Genomic DNA, 19,040 nt, shown 5'->3' with positions numbered 1-19,040 from the left:
GAGAAAACAGAAGAGTTGACGGAATGAAGAGGTTCACCGGCAATATCCGAAAGGTGTATTGCTGAGAATAAAGTGAACAGTGAAACCATTACGGGAGGTATGAAATGACAAACGAAATGTTCAAGAAAGAGGCATTCAAGAAAAGCGTAAAAGACAACGTAAAATTCCTCTATCGAAAAACAATTGAAGAAGCTACACAGGAGCAGATTTTCCAGGCAGTAAGCTACACAGTTAAGGATGTTATCATTGATAACTGGCTTGCAACACAGAAAGCATATGAAGAACAGGATCCGAAGATCGTATACTATATGTCCATGGAATTCCTGATGGGACGTGCTCTCGGAAACAACCTGATCAACCTTTGCGCTTACGGTGAAGTAAAAGAAGCTCTCGAAGAGCTGGGATTTGACCTTAACTGTATCGAAGACCAGGAGCCGGATCCGGCACTTGGAAACGGTGGTCTGGGAAGACTGGCTGCATGCTTCCTTGATTCTCTCGCAACTTTAAATTACGCAGCATATGGCTGCGGAATCCGTTACCACTACGGAATGTTCAAACAGAAAATCCAGAACGGTTATCAGATCGAGGTACCGGATAACTGGTTAAAGAACGGCTATCCATTCGAACTGCGTCGTCCGGAATATGCCAAGGAAGTACACTTCGGCGGATATGTAAGAGTAGAGTACGATCCTGAAAAGGGCGGAAACAAATTTATCCACGAAGGATACCAGGCAGTAAAAGCCATTCCTTATGATATGCCGATCACAGGATATGACAATGATGTAGTAAACACACTTCGTATCTGGGATGCAGAACCGATCGTAGACTTCGAGCTGGATTCCTTTGACAAAGGTGATTACAAGAAAGCAGTAGAGCAGGAGAACCTTGCCCGCAATATCGTAGAAGTCCTTTACCCGAACGACAACCACTATGCAGGTAAAGAGCTGAGACTGAAACAGCAGTACTTCTTCGTATCTGCAAGTTTACAGGCTGCAATCGCAAAATATAAAAAGAAACATGACGACATCAAGAAGTTATATGAAAAAGTAACCTTCCAGATGAACGATACACATCCGACTGTAGCAGTAGCAGAGTTAATGCGTATCCTCATGGACGAAGAAGGACTCGGATGGGATGAAGCATGGGAAGTAACAAGAAAATCTGTTGCTTACACAAACCATACAATCATGTCCGAAGCACTTGAGAAATGGCCGATCGAGCTCTTCTCCAGACTGCTTCCGCGTGTATACCAGATCATCGAAGAGATCAACCGTCGTTTCATCCTTGAGATCCAGGCAAAATATCCGGGAAATTATGAAAAGATCAAAAAGATGGCTATCATCTATGACGGACAGGTTAAGATGGCTCACCTTGCAATCGCAGCAGGCTACTCTGTAAACGGTGTTGCACGCCTTCATACAGAGATCCTGAAGAATCAGGAATTAAAAGACTTCTATGAAATGATGCCTGAGAAATTCAACAACAAGACAAACGGTATCACTCAGAGACGTTTCCTGCTCCACGCAAATCCACTCCTTGCAGACTGGATCACAGAGCATATCGGACCGGACTGGGTTACAGACCTTCCGCAGTTAAAGAAACTGGCAGTTTATGCTGATGATGAGAAAGCACTCCAGGAATTCATGAACATTAAGTTCAAGAACAAAGAGCGTCTGGCTAAATACATCCTTGAGCACAATGGCGTAGAAGTAGACCCGCACTCCATCTTCGATGTACAGGTTAAGAGACTTCACGAGTACAAACGTCAGCTCCTGAACATCCTGCATGTTATCTATCTGTACAACCAGATCAAGATGCATCCGGAAATGGAATTCTATCCAAGAACATTCATCTTCGGTGCAAAAGCATCCGCAGGTTACGCAACAGCCAAGAAGATCATCAAACTCATCAACTCAGTAGCAGATGTAGTAAACAACGACGCTTCCATCAACGGCAAGATCAAAGTTGTATTCATCGAAAACTATAGAGTATCCAACGCTGAGTGGATCTTCGCAGCAGCAGACGTTTCCGAGCAGATCTCCACAGCAAGTAAAGAAGCATCCGGTACAGGTAACATGAAGTTCATGCTCAACGGTGCTCCTACACTTGGAACAATGGACGGTGCCAACGTAGAGATCGTAGAAGAAGTTGGCGCAGAAAACGCATTCATCTTCGGTTTAAGCTCCGACGAAGTAATCAACTACGAAAACAACGGCGGATACGATCCAAACGTAATCTACAACACAGACGAAGAAATCCGTCAGGTACTGATGCAGCTCATCAACGGAACCTTCTCCAATGATACAGAACTCTTCCGTGACCTGTACGATTCACTTCTCAACACAAAGAATACAGACAGAGCAGACCGCTACTTTATCCTCGCAGACTTCCGTTCCTATGCAGACGCACAGAAACGCGTAGAAGCAGCATACAAAGATGAAAAAGGCTGGGCAAAGAAAGCACTCCTCAACACAGCATGCAGCGGCAAGTTCACATCCGACAGAACTATCCAGGAATATGTAGATGATATCTGGCATCTGGATAAGGTTATTGTTAGAAAGAAATAATGAACAGATTATAATAAGAAATAAAACGTTCACTTCAGGCCCATGATAGTAGAGGCTATCATTCTGAAAGGAATAGTAAAGAAACAGCAGAGAACAGTAGAAAGTTCCCTGCTGTTTTTTGTAATACTGGTAATAAGAATGTATTTTTGATAGAATAAGGAAAGATAATCAGTCTTGACAGAATGGAGGAATACAAGATGCTGAAAATATTCTTTGGGGACAACCCGGGAGGCAATTATATTTTTAATCCCGATGTGTTCTTTAATAACACATATGAAGACGAGTGGATTACATCAGAGACTTCCAGAAAAATGATTAAAGATATAGATGGATCAGAAGTAAAAGGACCATGTATGATCGACAGCCCATTTCTCGGCCCGATTCCACCAGAGCGTCTGTCGGGAGGAGTAAAAACCCTGATTTTGATGCAAAATGATCCAGACCATATTTTTAATGCATCTGCCTGTGGAAATAATTGTGCACAATGGATTTTAAGACTGGCAGAACAAAAAGATATTACAATTCGCCTGGGATATATCATGGACTTTGGAAAACAGCCATTTGATATCTATATTGTAAATACAGGAAAAACTGTACACACTATGCTTGAACTTGATGACGAAATCATTGTAAACCGATTGTTGAGAGGATAATAAATTATGACAGGAAAGTATGATATCGAAATATATAATAAACGAGTTCATTATCATCTTACCGTAAAGAGAAATATCACCGTTATTCAGGGAGATTCCGCAACAGGAAAAACAGAACTTCTTAGAATGATTTCTGATTATGAGAACAATGGCATATCATCAGGAATTACTGAAATATGTGAAAAGAGATGTGTGGTAATAGAAAACGCTTCATGGAAAGAAAGACTTGCCACGCTACAGCAATGTATTATATTTATTGATGAAGGGGCACTATTCTTACGTAGTAAAGAGTTTACTAAGATGGTGAAAGGAAGCGATAATTACTTTGTTCTGGTCACAAGGGACAGTCTGGAACATTTGCCATATAGTATTGAAGAAATTTACGGTATGAGACAAGAACGGGATAGCCAGAAATATCAGAACGCCAGAAGGATATATAATGAAACTTATCAGTTATATAATTTGCAGGCAAATGAAGATATCCATCCAGATCTGATCATAACAGAAGACTCTAATTCAGGATACGAATTCTATCATAAATTGTTCGGAGAAACGTGTTGCTCAGCAGAAGGAAAAAGCAACATACTTTCGTATCTGCAGAAAAGCCATGAGAAAGAAATTCTTGCAATTGTAGACGGAGCCGCATTCGGTCCAGAGATGCAGCATGTAATGCAGTATATAAGAGATAGCAGAAACAAAATCGTATTATACGCACCGGAATCATTTGAGTATTTGTTGTTAAGAGCAAATATTATAGACAGAACCTCAGAAGCAACAGAAAAGACTTATGAACTGGCAGATAGTAGAGAGTATTTCAGTTGGGAAGAGTTTTACACTGCCTATTTAATAGAACAAACACGAAATACAATATATGAATATAGTAAGAAAAAACTTAAAGATACATATCTGACAGCTGGAAACTTCCGAAAGATTGTAAGCCAGCTTCCTGAGAAAATCAAACTGGCATTAATGGTAAATCAGAAACAACAATTATGAAATTAGAAATGGCAGAGAATCGGACAGGGTTCTCTGCCACTTTTTAACTTATATGTGAGCTTATACATCATCTTGTGATAAAGATGAAAAACTCACCACATTTGTAACAAATTATAGATTTCAGACATGGAAAATCAAGGAAAATAAATGTTTTAGAAGTGTACGAAATTTAAAAAAGTTGTAAAATTCTTGAGCATTACCCTTGACAAAAAGTGGTGAAAGCACTATTATTAACCATAACAGACAGATTATGTCTAGGAATCTTTACCCAAAAAGAAATAGTTATATTAAGGAAAGGGGAACTATAATCATGACAAAGATTAAAAACACAAAGAAGGGCATGGCAAAAAAGACATTAAGTATGTCACTTGTTGTTGCAATGCTTGCTACTTCTAATGTGCCGGTATGGGCTGCTGAGTTCAGCGATGGTACAGATGCTGCTGTAGCTACCGAAGCAGAAACTCCAGTTATTACAGATAATAGTGCAGATGTATTTTCAGATACTGCAGAAGCTCCAGTTGTTGAAGACAATACTGCTGTTGCTGCATCTGATCAGTACACTAATAATACAACAGAAGTTAACAGTGAAGGATATACTGTTAGCAATTTAAAACTTACTGTTAATGGATGGGGTAGTGAAGCTTCTTTATCAGGTAGTGTAAAAGATGCTAACGGAAATGACGTAAAAGACTTACAGTATACTTGGTTAGCAAATGGATATCAGGCAGCAGGAGTTGATGCTAGTGGAAAATCAACAGCCGTTGGTACTGCAACTAATGCTACAGTAGATACTATTAAATATACACCAGCCAAAGAAGACTTTAATAAAACATTATCTCTTGTAGTTTATAAAGAAGATGAAAATGGAACAAAGACTTTCTGTACAACTCTTGAAGGCGGAGTTGTTCAGCCTAAGAAAATCACATGTAGTGTAACTCCGTCTTTTGACAAAGTTACTTATAATGGAAAAGAACAGAAAGTAACACCAAAGAATGAAGCTGCTTTTGTAAACGAAATCAACAATGAAATCGGTGCAAATAAAGTTACAAAAGAAGATATTACATGGAACTATACAACAAAAGGTGATGATTTCACAAATGTTACTGATGAAAACATCAATGTAGTTGGTTCTCTTGCAGGAACATATGTTAAGGGTTCTGCAGCATATGGATATAGCTACACAACATCCACTAAAAAACCTGGAACATATAAAATTTCTAAATTAAGAATTGATGCTCGTAACATCAAAATGGATCTTAAGAAAACATCGGTTTCTTATACTGGTAAAACTCATACCTTCAAATTAGCAGATGTTAATTTATACGTTTCTTTAGATGATAATAATAAGATTGATATTACAAATGCATTCAAAGCAGATACTACATTTACAGGAACAGCCACGGCTGTAAGTAAAAACAATAAAGTTACATTTGTAATGAACTCTCTTGATAATCAGTTAAATACCGAAGATGATGCTGCAAAGAAAATCCTTGATAACTTTGATGCTGGAAAGTGGGGAACTGCTACTGTAACATCTGAAAACGGATATGATATCACAATGCTTGACCTTAGCAAATGCACTGGCGAAGTTACAAAAGAATACAAAACAAATACATTTAAAGCTAACAAGTACACTGTTGCAGCATCTGATATTAAACTTACAACACCTGACGGTGAGTCATTTACTCTTGAGAATTTAGTGACTTCTGGAGATATCAACATTGCAGTAAATCAGGTTGCTAAAAATGCTGCTGATAATAATACTACAGGAACAATTGCAGATGCAGTAACTGTATCTTTCAAAACAGATACAAAAAATGTAACAGGTTCTTTAAATCTTCCTATTGTATTAACAAAACAGAGTCTTGCAGATGCAACTGTAACAGTTAAAGTAAATAATGCATCAACAGCTACAACATTAAATACTTCAACAAAAACAGCACCTGCATTTGAAGTTACATATAATGGTACTGCTTATGATTTAGAGAAATCTGATATTTTCAAAGATTTTAAAATTTCTGACGACTCTCATGTGTTAAACGGTGAATATGAGTTATCATACAGTGATAACGTAAATGCTGGTGTTGTAACTGTTACTATTACTGGTAAAGAAGCATATGCAGGAAGTACTAAGAAAGTATACTTTAAAATTGCAAAAGCAAATGTTGCAACTACTGGATTAGAAACAAAAGACAGCGTAACAGTTAATCCGAATAATAACAGTGATGCATCCTTATATAAAGAAGCATTAGATGCAAAAGTAAAAACTACTCTGAATACCGGATCCAAAGTTACACTTGAAGAAGGTAAAGATTACACAACTAAATATTACTATGCTTCAGTAGCTGGTCTTACAACAGAAACTCAGATAAAAAATAATGCAGGAACAAATAATGCAGGACAGTATCTCTATGTAGTAGCTACTCCTGTAAAAGATGGCAACTATACATTTGCAGGTGCAGATGGAAAATTAGTAAAAGGTGTTAAAATTGCCAAGAAATCTATCAGTGGTGCAACTATCACATTAGAAAAAGATACTTATACTTTTACAGGTGCTGAGATTATTCCAAATCTTACCGTTAAAGATGGTTCCTATACTCTTGAAAAGGGTGTTGACTATACTGTAAAAGTTAAAGACAATAAAAATGTTGGAACTGCAACTGTTACAATTACTCCTACAAATGTAAGTGATTATGACACAACAACAACTATTACTGCAACATTCAAGATTGAAGCAGCTAAGGCTGAAGACGTTAAAATTACATTAAGCGGAAATGATAATAAAGCAGTTGCTTCAAAAAAAGCAGATGGTACAACTATTGCTAATACTTTTGATTATAACAAGGGAAAACAAATTCAGCCAAAGGTTACAGCTGTCACATTAAATGGAAATGATGTAACTGAATATTTTGACATCACATATCCGACATATGGAGAAAATAATACTGCTGGAACAGGTGCTGGTAGTGTTACAATCTCACCAAAAACAACAACCAAAAACTTTACTGGTACAAAAACTCATCTCTTTAATATTAAAGGTGACGAATTAACTGGTAAGTTAAAAGTATATTACAATGACAAAACACTTGTTAATGTAGTAGATGGTCTTGCTAAGAATAAAAATGGAGATGCATATAGTTACTATTATGATGGATCTGAGCAGAAATTTGCAAGCGAGACATTTACAGCTAACGGAAATGTAGATGTAAAAGAGGGTACTGATTACGAATTTAAATACATCAACAATGTAAATGCTGGATATGCATTTGTAGCTGTTGTAGCTAAAGGAAATTATCAGGGAACCACAACATATACTAACGCTCAGTGGAAAGTTCCTAATTACAAAGTTGAAAATGGTCAGCTCAAAAAAGTAGAAGGAAATAAGACTTCTGTCATAGAGTCTAATATCATTGATGTAATTGCATTCTATATTAATCCAACTGTCGTAACAGCTAAAAATATTACAGTTTCTAACGGTGTATATGCTGGTGGTTTAGCAGTTAAACCTCAGGTAAATGTTACTGTAGGAGGAAAGACATTAACAGAAGGAACTGATTATGAATTAGTTCTCTCTTCTATTGATGGAAAATCAACACCTGACAAATTTACAAACGTTACTGCTAATAAACCTTATTATGTAAAAGTAAATCTTAAAGGTGGATATAATTTCGATAATGTCAATGGTACAAACCAGTATGTATGGGGAATTGACAAAAAGGATCTGAAAGATTGTTCTGTAAATGTAGATAAGAATCTTAATGCTACTGTTATGAATGGTAATGTTCTTGAAAAGAAAGAAAACTTTGATGTAAAGGACAACGGTGATGGAACAGCTACTGTATCTGTAGTTGATGGTGGTGTAAATTACACTGGTTCTGTTACAGTTGATCTTGGAACAACCAAGATTGGTGCACCAATGATCAGCAGTGTTAAAGTGGTTGGTAATAAAGCAACGGCAATCCTTTCTGGTGATGTTGAAGGTGCTTCAGGTTATGATTATGTAATCTCTACAGATCGTGACTGCATCACAAACAAAGATTATGCTTCTGTAAACAAGAACCAGGTTCAGACTTCTACTACATTCAAATATGTACAGCAGGGAACCTACTACGCATACTGCCACGCTTGGACACGTGATGAGAACGGTAAGAAAGTATTCGGTGAATGGTCCAATGCTTATCCATTCTCTGTAACAGCAATCACACCAGATGCTCCGGTTATCACAAACGTGAAAGTAAGCGGATCTACTATCAAAGTAACATACAAAGCAGCTGCAAACGCAACTGGTTACGACGTAGTACTTGGAACATCCTCCAAGAAAGAAAACGGTGAGACACGTCCATATAACTATGGAGCTCACAAAGTACTGAACCTCAAAGAAGGTACAGTAACAGCAACATTCAAGAACGTACCAAAGGGAACATGGACAGTTGGAATGCATGCATTCAACAGAACATCCGAAGACGGAAAGAAAGTCTTCAGCCCATGGTCAAACCTGAAAAAGGCTACTGTTAAATAATCCATTTGGGTAAATAATACAGATTCCTAAATCAAATCCCTCTCAACTATATTAGTTGAGAGGGATTTGTAAAATATAATTAATTATATAGAAAACAAAAAGAGGATAATAATAAATGACAATGACTGTTAAACGTTGGTATCATGAAAAGCAAGCTGCTCAAGATCAATGGGATCGGCGCGAAATAGATGAAGAAACATACAATCTTCGAACTCGCTATGCACTTGAGCGAATATATCTAGAAGGTAAGAAACAGGACAAAGAAGCTGCTATGGCAATGGCTAAGGCACATGGATATTATGATTTTAATCCTAAGAGGAAATAATCTCAAAAACGTTTGATTGAACACTCCTTACAGTCGTACGTTCCTCATAGGATTATCAAGTTTTTTGCGTAAGTTATAAGAAACAAATATATGGGAGTGAAACCTCCTTATTTGCATTAATGAACACTTTAACCAATTACCTCGATAAATCATTTGAATGGTGGACAGCTTGGGTTTGACCAATGAAAGAACCCAGCAAGAAAATAAGTTCCATATAAAATAAGACTGAAATTTTTATAAAACATAGAAAACAAAATAAAGGACTATCGCTTTTTTCGGGTAATAATGTCTCGATGATAAAAAATTTGCCACCTAATCCGGGTAAAAATGAGATTTTGGGTAAAATCAGAAATAATAGAGCTCCAATACAGTAATTGGAGCCGCTCTTTTTGGTTTACTACTATATCTATGATTTCATAATAAATCAGACTTCTTCCTTACGATTAAAGCTTTTCTTTTAATAGATACGTTTAGCACGATGCATACATAAGTCTTTCAAATGATAAATCTCATATATTTTTGTAACCGCATTGGTAAGAGATGTTTCGTGCAGTGGATAATACTGCTTATATAATTTTTCTGGTTTTACAATGTCGATTATTTCCGAAGACCAAAGCCTATACTTCCATTGCAGAGTAACATAGCAGTCAGACATCCATTCCAGAATAAATTCATCATAAGTATCACTTATTTCTGTATTTAAGTCTACAGAAATTCCCATATTTCCCAGAATCTGCTTCGGAGTTTTGCATAAATACAAGGGGTTTCCCATATCCATATATTTACGATAATCACTTTTCATATATTTATAGATTATGTCAAAACAGTCAGAGCAGTTTCGTGCTATCAATTTAAATAAATATCTGCCAGATAGCTTTGCACTATTTAGGTAACCTGAATCATATGCCGGATCATTCATAAAAACCGCCCTCCTGATGGTAGATTAATTTTTTCTCCATAGCAGTTCTCACCGTAATTCCCGGAACCTCAAATCCTTCCAACAGAATTGCACGGTTTCTTGCAGAAAGAAATTGATTTACTTCTCTGCGAGCGTGAAAATCAGCTGTCACATCTGATTCGTCTTTGTATACCTGCCATGCATCTTTCCATTCAAAATGTGCTTCCTGTATTTTCTCAGCAACCACTGTATTATCTAGTTTCCATGTTACCCGAAGAATTCTTCAGAATTTCTTATTGCTGTAACTACTTCCTGCCATCCGGCATTCCGTATGGAAGTAATAAATTCTGTTGTGATCTCACTGTTTGGAATAAATGCTTCCTTTCTGGAAAAATCATATCCGAGATATCCCAGATGGATAAACAGCGTTAATACATCATCAGCGCTTTGTATCCTCAAAGCTCATGTCAAATTGTCCACATAACTCTTTCACTTCATTTTCCGTAAAGCCAACATACTCAGCAAGTGCTCCTGGATTGGTCATAGAAAATTCGTCAAACATATTTAAGGCAGAATGTGAACCATATTTTTTGATAGGAAGAATTCCTGTCATATAAGTAAGTCCTACATAGTTTCTATCTTTCAACAGGTTTCTGAGAAAATCCAGATATTTTTTCTGGGCTTCCATATCATTTTTATTTTCTCTGAAAATACAGTCCCATTCATCAATAATAAAAACAAATGGTATTTTGTATTCTCTATAAATTTCCTGTAGCACATCAATCAAATCTGTCTGATCCAGATAATCAAGATCAGGATATTCTCTCAGGAGATCACGGAGCACATATTTGCTAAAAAGTTCGCACATTTTGTCAATATTATGCGTACGACTGAAAAAATCCTGCATATTCAAAAAAATTGTATTATATTTGTTTAAATGAACTGGAAATGAAGGATCTTTGGCTATGTTCATGTTGGCAAATAATTTTTGTGAATCACAATTTCTCTGATAATATGCTGCCAGCATTTCAGCAGCCATAGATTTTCCAAAACGTCTTGGACGACTTACACAAAGGAACTTCTGCTTAGTTCGAAATACCTGGTTTGTATATTGAATGAGTTCTGTTTTATCTACATAAATTTTTGAAGAAACCGACTCAAAAAATCCCTCATTGCCTGGATTTAAATATAATCCCATAAACAAAAACCACCTTTCTTCCAAACTAATTTTTACTATTTTCTGTTTATAGAAATTATAACATTGTTTAGCCTCTATTGTCAGTATAAAGATTTCGACAGCGGAGTTTCTATAATCCCAATTACTGGATCAGTTCCGGACCTTACGATAAAATTTTTTATTATATCCGCAATGATATTGACCAGATAAAAAATAATCTGGCATTAATGGTTTACGGTGAAGGCATAAATGCGAAAATAGATGAGTTCGCGGCTTCTGTCATGTAGCTGAAAAGTCGAAACCAGATTTATTCTGCCATGGTTGTATACGGCCTGCTTACACTTATCAATGGAAAAGTTTTTATTCCAAATAAAGAACTGATGCTCGAAAATCACACTAATCAACCTCTGAGATTGTCACATATCAATTTCTACCTGATCAGAAACTATAGCAATTCCAGAAAATAATGCAAGCATTCGTACTTCCTTTACATAAAAATCTTTAGAATACATATACTATATGTTGATTCTTGCAAAGGATAAATGTAAAAAGTTGCAAAAATCCTTTCTTAAATAATGTGTTATATTGATTTGTTCCTAACTTAATGCTAAAATAGAACAGAAAACTGTATCAGATTTCAAAAATCTTTCGCAAGGAGGTTTTTATGGAGATTCGTAGAGATTTCTATCTGGATAAATTGATAAAAAGAAAAAATAACGGATTAATCAAGGTTATTACTGGTATTCGCAGATGCGGTAAATCTTATCTGCTGAATAATCTTTTTTATCATCACCTGTTGGAGACTGGTGTAGATGCTGACCATATCATTCGTTTCGCCTTTGACTCAGCGGATGATCTTTATATGATTGGCGAAAGCCTTATTCAAATCGAAAAAGAAAAGCGTGGAGCTGACCCGGAAAAGTTCATGGCTTATATTCGTTCCAGAGTCATCGATGATGGAATGTACTATTTGTTATTTGATGAAATTCAGATGTTGGATTGTTTTGAAGCCGTTTTGAACGGTTACCTGCGAAAAGATAATATGGATGTATTTGTGACTGGAAGCAATGCAAAGCTTTTATCAAAAGACATTGCTACTGAATTTGCCGGTCGTGGTGATGAGGTTCATATGTATCCTCTGAGTTTTGCTGAATTTATGACAGTTTACAATGGCGATAAGTATATGGGATTGTCCGAATATATGCTATATGGTGGTATTCCTTTGGTTGTGTTACGTGAGGATGCAAATGATAAAGCTGCTGCATTACAAAATTTATTCAATGAGATCTATATTCGAGATATTACCAGGCGAAACCGGGTGAAAAATGTTGGTGAATTGGAAGATCTTCTGAACATTCTTTCCTCTGCTATTGGTTCGCTGACCAATCCTGAAAAATTGAAAAACACTTTTAAGACTGTTAAAAAATCAAAAATTACTGCAAATACCATTAAGAAGTATCTGGACTATTTTGAAGATTCTTTCTTAATCGAATCTGCACAGCGTTTCAATATCAAAGGCAAAGCATATATTGAAACTCCTAAGAAATATTATTTTTCCGATCTTGGACTACGCAATGCCAGAATTAACTTTCGTCAGTTCGAGCAGACCCATTCTATGGAAAATGTAATTTACAATGAGCTTCGTATGCGTGGTTACAACGTAGATGTGGGTGTTGTTCCTATTGCTGAAAGAGATAAGGAGGGAAAAGTAATCCGTAAACAGCTGGAGGTTGATTTCGTTTGCAACCTTGGTTCTTCCAGATACTATATCCAGTCGGCATATTCGCTGCCTGATGAAGCAAAGCGCACTCAGGAAATCCGACCTTTCAGAAAGATTGACGACTCTTTTAAAAAAATCGTCATTACGAAAGATATCGTTCAGCCATATTACGATGAATATGGTATCTTGACTATAAATATCTATGATTTCCTACTTAAACCAGAATGTATCGAAAAGTAACTTCAAAAAAGCTCCGGTCATTTACGGCTGGAGTTTTCTTAAAAAATAAAATTGAAATATATCTTATCATAGTGCTCTGTCAAAAGTATCTCTAATCATATCTTTAACACTATATAACTATTATTTAAATAAACTATAGCATTAAAATAATAGTTATAAATTATTCCATCTATATACTTTTCTGTTTTTTATATTCCTGACTAAACCTACTACGCATACTGCCACGCTTGGAAACGTGACGCAAACGGTAAGAAAGTATTCAGCGACTGGTCAAACGCATATCCATTCGTTGTATCCGCAATCACACCAGACGCTCCAGTTATCACAAACGTAACAGTAAACGGATCTACTATCAAAGTAACATATAAAGCAGCTGCAAACGCAACTGGTTACGACGTAGTACTTGGAACATCCTCCAAGAAAGAAAACGGTGAGACTCGTCCATACAACTATGGAGCTCACAAGAAACTGAACCTCAAAGAAGGTACAGTAACAGCTACATTCAAGAACGTACCAAAGGGAACATGGACAGTTGGAATGCATGCATTCAACAGAACATCCGAAGACGGAAAGAAAGTCTTCAGCCCATGGTCAAACCTGAAAAAGGCTACTGTTAAATAATCCATTTGGGTAAATAATACAGATTCCTAAAAAGAAGGCTCCGGTCACTACGATCGGAGTCTTTCTTTGTCAGAATTTGTCCTGCGATTGTCGAAAATTTTCTCTGGTAAATAAATACCTGCTCTGATAAAATATAAGTACAAAATATGTGACAGGAGGTGACATCCATAGTACGTCAAACGAACCTGGCACAAACGATAGACCTTGCCGCAGATCGTGCAAGATATGATGAATGTGCCAAAAAACTATTAACCTATAAGGCAGTCATTGCCTGGATTCTCAAATCCTGTACAAAAGAATTTTCCCAATACAGTGTCAAATTTATCTGCGATAACTGCCTGAAAAAAAATATTGAAATCTCCAGTCGCGCAGTACACCAGGATCAACCTGACCGCAGCGGATTACTACTGAATGGAAATGAACGGATAGACAGCCTTAATTCCGAAGCAGTTGCCATCAAAGACCAGACGGTGTATTATGATATCCGCTTTAAGGCGTATATTCCAAACAGCACAGAACCAGTACAGCTGATCATCAATCTGGAGATTCAGTTAAATGACACTCCGGGATATCCATTAGTTACAAGAGGATTTTATTATTGTGCAAGAATGATTTCCGAGCAGTATGGAACGGTCTTTACTGGTGAGCAGTATGAGAAACTCCAGAAAGTTTACAGTATCTGGATCTGCCCCGATCCGGCGAAAAAACGCAGAAATGGGATTTTCAGATATCATACTGTACAGGATACAGTATTGGGAAAACCTTATGAAACGCCTGACGGTTATGACCTTATGGAGGTTGTTATTGTAAATTTAGGTGATGCAGATAAAGAGAGTGATCTGGAGATTCTTGATCTGTTGAATACACTCTTCTCTCTTTCCACATCTTCTGAGACAAAGAAAAACCGTCTTCAGAAAGATTTCGGCATCGCCATGACAGAAGAATTTGAAAGTGAGGTGCAGAATATGTGTAATCTGGGAAAAGCACTTGTTGAACAAGGCATTGAGCAGGGTATCGAACAAGGTATTGAGAAAGGTGTTGAAAAGAAAAATCTATCTCTTGCAAAAATGATGATTAAGGATAAAGAATCTCTTGATAAGATTGAAAAATATACTGGATTTTCCGCAGATAAATTAAAAGAGATCGCAGCATCTATTGGAACAAACCTTACTGCCTAAAATACGTCCCTATTGGCATTTATACATAATGGGAACAAAAGAAAATTTATTGCCTAAAGTAAAGCCTTCAATTGTATCTTATTGATATGGTTGAAGGCTTTTTTACGTGCCAACATAATTATTCGCTGATATAACTAATAATATTAATGTAAAATCCTATAAAAACATAATTATAAATCATGTATCTCATATACTCTGCCGTCGTGAAAACTATTCTGTATATAAAAATTCCCACAAAACCAACCTGTACACCACCCAAAGGGGAACTATAATCATGACAAAGATTAAAAACACAAAGAAGGGCATGGCAAAAAAGACATTAAGTATGTCACTTGTTGTTGCAATGCTTGCTACTTCTAATGTGCCGGTATGGGCTGCTGAGTTCAGCGATGGTACTGATGCTACTGTAACATCTGAAGCACCGGTAATTGACGATACAACTGCTGATGTTGCTGAAGAAGCTTTCACAGACGAAGCTGCTCCGGAAGTTGCTACAGAAGAAACAGTTGCTCCGGCTACTGCTGATAGTACAACAACTAATACCGAGGGATATACCTCAAATTTAAAAGTAACAGTAGGTGCTTGGGGTAGTGCAGTAACTGTTACTGGTGGATTAAAAGATGCTGCTGGAAACGAAGTAAAGACATCCGCTAATGCATCTACAGATGCAATTACAGCAAGTTATATTTGGCTGGCAGATGGAATTGAAGCAGCTGGTAGCGGAGTATCAGGTGATCTTGCTGCAAATAAATCAGTTAAAGCTGCTAGTGATGGAATTTTAGCTTATACTCCAGATAAAAAAGACTTTAATAAGACTTTATCCCTCATGGTTACTGTAAAACGTGCTGGAACTATTATTTACCAGAGCACAATTGAAGGTGGTAAAGTAGCAGCTAAAGACATAAGTTCTGAATTAAAAACATCTACAAATAATACTCTTGCAGGTATTAACAATACTTCATACAACGGAAAAGAGCAGAAACTTGTTCCTACAGATAAATTTACCGGCTTAGTTTCTGGAGTAACTAAGGATTGTATTGCTTGGAACTATTCTACAAATGGAAATGACTTTACTAATGTTACAGGTGAAAATATTACTGTAGTAGGTACTGTAAAAGGGACAGAAGATCCAACTTCTCCAGCTTATGGTTATACTGGAGAAACTGCATCTGCGACATATCAGATTACAAAATTTGCGATTACAGATTCCAACAGAGCTCAAAAAGTTGAAGCAACAATGAATACTGAATCTGTTCAGTATACAGGAACTGCTCAGAAATTTGGAAAATCTGATGTTAAACTTGGTGTAAAGATTAACGATACAACTACCATTGACATTTCTGGTGCAATTAAAGATGATGCTGAATTCACAGGTGATACCAATGTATCTGAAGATGGTTATCAGTTAGTTATTCCAGTAAATCAGTTAGATACAAACAGTGACATTATGAAGAATTTCGATATTACTGGTGTCACAAGCTCAATTGCAACAACAACAAATAGATATAAAATTGTTGCTCGTAATCTTTCCAAATGTACTGGTGAAGTAAATGCAGCTCTTAATGTAGATGATTTGAAAGATAAAACACCTGCTCAGGTCAGTGCCGTTATTGCTGGTATTGGTGATCAGATTATTTTAAAAGGCGAAGATGGAAAAACATTTACATTAAGTAATATTAGCAGCTCTGTAAATGTTACAGTTGAACCTGCGTTAACAACTGCTGTAGCAAACGGTACTACTGGTCTTGTAGATAAAGCATTTACTATTTCTTATCTGGCAGGAGGAAATAATGTAACTGGTACAATTACACTTCCAATCAGATTAACAACAAGAAACTTTAATAATATTGGAATAAAGGTCAACGGCACAGGATTAGCAACTACTGCTGCTAGCGCAACAAGTTTAGCAACTTATGATGGAACTGCTAAACAGGTTGAAAAAATGACAGGTTTTGGTCTGTATACAGGAAATGATTTATCTGCAGCAGCTGGATTAAAATCAAATGAATACTCTATCTCTTATGATGATAATGTTAACGCTGGAACTGTCAAAGTTACATTAACTGGTCACGGAAGTTATGAAGGTTGTGTAAAGAATTTCTACTTCAAAATTAGTCCAGCAACTGTAGCAATTGATGATATTACTATTAAAGATGTTGCAATCAATCCAGATAATGATGCAGATGCATCTCTTTACAAGACAGCGTCTAAATTTAAAATTGAAAAAGAACTTGTATCAGGAAAAGCTAAAACTACACTTGAAGAAGGCAAAGACTATACAGTAAACTTCTATTATGTACCAAGCAGTTTTAATCTTACAGGAAAAACAGAAAAAGAGATTAAAGCTGCTGCTGGTGATAATGCTGTTGGAAGTAAATTAGTTGCTGCAGTTACATTCAAAAAAGGTAATTACAGCGAAAATGGAAAAACATTCCTTGCTAAAGCTGCAAATATTACTAAAAAATCAATCAGCGGAGTTACTATTACACTGGATAAATCTTCTTATACATATACAGGAAAAGAAATTATTCCTGATTTAGTTGTAAAAGATGGTTCTTCTGTTCTTACTTTAAATGATGATTATACATTAAAGGTAAAAGATAATAAGAATGTAGGTACTGCAACTGTTACTGTTGTACCAAAAGCTGGTTCTGATTATGCTACTGACAGCAGTGCATCCGCAACATTTGAAATTACTCCTGCAAATGCTGAAGATGTAGTTGTTACATTAAGTGGTGTAACAAACAATACTATGAATTATACAGGAAAACAGCTTAAACCTGGTGTTGCATCAATCACTTTAAATGGTGTACCTGTTACAGATGAATTCAATACTTCTCGTTTAGTTTATGGTGAAAATGTTCAGGCAGGAAAAGAAGCTGGTTCCGTTACCATTTCCCTTAAATCCGGAAATAAAAACTTTACAGGTACTAAGACTCATAAATTTAATATTAAAGGAATTGCATTAACCGGAACATTAAAAGTTTATGATTCTAATAAAAAATCTTATACTACTTCTAACAAAGTAGTACAGAGTACAGGTACAGGAGCTTTCTACTTCCGTTATTCAGGAAATGAGCTTAAATTTGCAAATGCAGCATTTACTCCAGACAAAGCAGGATTAAAAGAAGGTACTGATTATGAAATCAAGTATATCAATAATGTAGATGCTGGTTATGGCTATGTTGTAGCTGTTGCAAAAGGAAATTACGAAGGTAATTTAAATGATACATTAAAAGATGGAAGTACAACTATTGCGACCGCAACTAATGGAAAATTAGTTGAAGGTAAGAAAGTGCTTGCAACTAATGTTATCGATGCTATTGGATTTAAGATTATGTCAAATGTATTCACTGCAAGCGATATCACAGTAACCAATGGCGTTTATGCAAGTGGTCTTGCAGTTAAACCACAGGTAACAGTAACTGTTGCAGGTAAGACATTAGTCGAGGGCAAAGATTACAAATTAAATATCCGTCCTCAGTCTGCCGATGACGACTTTACATATCCAGATTCCGTTATTAATGCAACTAATGGAAAAATCTTCTATGTAGATGTTGTTGCAATGGGTGGATATACATTTGATAACGTCGCAGGCGGTAACACATTTGCATGGGGAATTGACAAATTTGATTTCGCAGCGGCAAATGTAACTTCTTCTGGTGATACTGTAACAGTTAAAAATGGCAATATGACTGTTGATCCATCTGACTATACAGTAACAAAAGATGAAACAGCTGGTACTGTAACAGTTGCAGCTAAAGAAGGAAGCAAGAACTATACAGGTTCTCAGACCGTTAAGATGAATAACGTTCAGATTCAGGCTCCTGTAATCAGTAGCGTTAAAGTTGTTGGTAATAAAGCTACTGTAATCCTTTCTGGTGAAAGCGATGGAGCAAGCGGATATGACTATGTTATCTCCAAAGCAAACGACTACTCAACAGAGCGTGTTGACGTAACAAAGAACCAGATTAAAACAACAGGTGACTTCAAGTATGTACAGCAGGGAACATATTATGCATATTGTCATGCTTGGACACGTGATGCAAACGGTAAGAAAGTATTCAGCGGATGGTCTAACATTTATCCATTCTCTGTAACAGCAATCACACCAGATGCTCCGGTTATCACAAACGTTAAAGTAAG

The 19,040-nt window shown here is 36.4% G+C and carries 11 protein-coding genes and 1 pseudogene; 8 read left to right on the top strand and 4 right to left on the bottom strand.

Features of this window, described 5'->3' with window-relative positions; all coding sequences use genetic code 11:
* The first annotated feature begins 104 nt into the window (after positions 1 to 104).
* From KQI87_RS14925 to KQI87_RS14905, 5 genes are all read left to right on the top strand, one after another.
* A complete protein-coding gene (locus KQI87_RS14925; protein ID WP_216460807.1) occupies positions 105 to 2,567 on the top strand; it encodes a glycogen/starch/alpha-glucan phosphorylase in 2,463 nt (820 codons plus the stop codon).
* Between the two features lie 197 nt (positions 2,568 to 2,764).
* Positions 2,765 to 3,220, top strand: a complete 456-nt coding sequence (locus KQI87_RS14920; protein WP_118338828.1) for a DUF4869 domain-containing protein — start codon at positions 2,765 to 2,767, stop codon at positions 3,218 to 3,220.
* Between the two features lie 6 nt (positions 3,221 to 3,226).
* Positions 3,227 to 4,216 carry a translation initiation factor 2 gene (locus KQI87_RS14915; RefSeq protein ID WP_118338827.1) on the top strand — a complete coding sequence of 330 codons (990 nt, stop codon included), beginning with the start codon at positions 3,227 to 3,229 and terminating at the stop codon, positions 4,214 to 4,216.
* A gap of 310 nt (positions 4,217 to 4,526) precedes the next feature.
* The gene (locus KQI87_RS14910) at positions 4,527 to 8,735 is read left to right on the top strand and encodes a hypothetical protein (protein ID WP_216460806.1); all 4,209 of its coding nucleotides are present in this window, start codon (positions 4,527 to 4,529) and stop codon (positions 8,733 to 8,735) included.
* A gap of 115 nt (positions 8,736 to 8,850) precedes the next feature.
* Entirely contained in the window at positions 8,851 to 9,060 is a 210-nt protein-coding gene (locus KQI87_RS14905) for a hypothetical protein (RefSeq protein WP_216460805.1), read from the top strand.
* Between the two features lie 457 nt (positions 9,061 to 9,517).
* Here the strand turns inward: KQI87_RS14905 and KQI87_RS14900 are convergent, their stop codons facing one another.
* From KQI87_RS14900 to KQI87_RS16705, 4 genes are read right to left on the bottom strand one after another with little or no spacing between them, the layout of a single operon-like run.
* Positions 9,518 to 9,979, bottom strand: a complete 462-nt coding sequence (locus KQI87_RS14900) for a hypothetical protein (protein ID WP_216460804.1) — start codon at positions 9,977 to 9,979, stop codon at positions 9,518 to 9,520.
* The gene (locus KQI87_RS16715) at positions 9,972 to 10,205 is read right to left on the bottom strand and encodes a hypothetical protein (RefSeq protein WP_253292548.1); all 234 of its coding nucleotides are present in this window, start codon (positions 10,203 to 10,205) and stop codon (positions 9,972 to 9,974) included. The genes KQI87_RS14900 and KQI87_RS16715 overlap by 8 nt, the downstream gene beginning before the upstream one ends.
* A 20-nt stretch (positions 10,206 to 10,225) precedes the next feature.
* Positions 10,226 to 10,417, bottom strand: a complete 192-nt coding sequence (locus KQI87_RS16710; protein ID WP_253292547.1) for a hypothetical protein — start codon at positions 10,415 to 10,417, stop codon at positions 10,226 to 10,228.
* Positions 10,398 to 11,156, bottom strand: a complete 759-nt coding sequence (locus tag KQI87_RS16705) for an AAA family ATPase (RefSeq protein ID WP_253292546.1) — start codon at positions 11,154 to 11,156, stop codon at positions 10,398 to 10,400. The genes KQI87_RS16710 and KQI87_RS16705 overlap by 20 nt, the downstream gene beginning before the upstream one ends.
* A gap of 643 nt (positions 11,157 to 11,799) precedes the next feature.
* On the opposite strand from KQI87_RS16705, the gene KQI87_RS14890 reads away from it, so the two are divergent.
* From KQI87_RS14890 to KQI87_RS14880, 3 genes and pseudogenes are all read left to right on the top strand, one after another.
* Positions 11,800 to 13,095, top strand: a complete 1,296-nt coding sequence (locus tag KQI87_RS14890; protein ID WP_026650289.1) for an ATP-binding protein — start codon at positions 11,800 to 11,802, stop codon at positions 13,093 to 13,095.
* A gap of 779 nt (positions 13,096 to 13,874) precedes the next feature.
* Positions 13,875 to 14,894 carry a PD-(D/E)XK nuclease family transposase gene (locus KQI87_RS14885; RefSeq protein ID WP_330655903.1) on the top strand — a complete coding sequence of 340 codons (1,020 nt, stop codon included), beginning with the start codon at positions 13,875 to 13,877 and terminating at the stop codon, positions 14,892 to 14,894.
* 274 nt (positions 14,895 to 15,168) lie between these two features.
* Positions 15,169 to 19,040 (top strand): annotated as a pseudogene (locus tag KQI87_RS14880) (hypothetical protein); the annotation flags it as partial.

This window comes from Blautia sp. MSJ-9, from assembly GCF_018919065.1.
Lineage (GTDB): Bacteria > Bacillota > Clostridia > Lachnospirales > Lachnospiraceae > Blautia_A.
The sequence above is the reverse complement of the archived record's forward strand: the minus strand, read 5'-3'. Positions and strand labels throughout refer to the sequence as shown.

What these genes read in the sequence shown, in the direction of transcription:
- KQI87_RS14915 (WP_118338827.1), top strand. Translation starts at nt 3,227, where the DNA reads ATGACAGGAAAGTATGATATCGAAATATATAATAAACGAGTTCATTAT.
- KQI87_RS14890 (WP_026650289.1), top strand. Translation starts at nt 11,800, where the DNA reads ATGGAGATTCGTAGAGATTTCTATCTGGATAAATTGATAAAAAGAAAA.
- KQI87_RS14920 (WP_118338828.1), top strand. Translation starts at nt 2,765, where the DNA reads ATGCTGAAAATATTCTTTGGGGACAACCCGGGAGGCAATTATATTTTT.
- KQI87_RS14925 (WP_216460807.1), top strand. Translation starts at nt 105, where the DNA reads ATGACAAACGAAATGTTCAAGAAAGAGGCATTCAAGAAAAGCGTAAAA.
- KQI87_RS14910 (WP_216460806.1), top strand. Translation starts at nt 4,527, where the DNA reads ATGACAAAGATTAAAAACACAAAGAAGGGCATGGCAAAAAAGACATTA.
- KQI87_RS14900 (WP_216460804.1), bottom strand. Translation starts at nt 9,979, where the DNA reads ATGAATGATCCGGCATATGATTCAGGTTACCTAAATAGTGCAAAGCTA.
- KQI87_RS14905 (WP_216460805.1), top strand. Translation starts at nt 8,851, where the DNA reads ATGACAATGACTGTTAAACGTTGGTATCATGAAAAGCAAGCTGCTCAA.
- KQI87_RS16705 (WP_253292546.1), bottom strand. Translation starts at nt 11,156, where the DNA reads ATGGGATTATATTTAAATCCAGGCAATGAGGGATTTTTTGAGTCGGTT.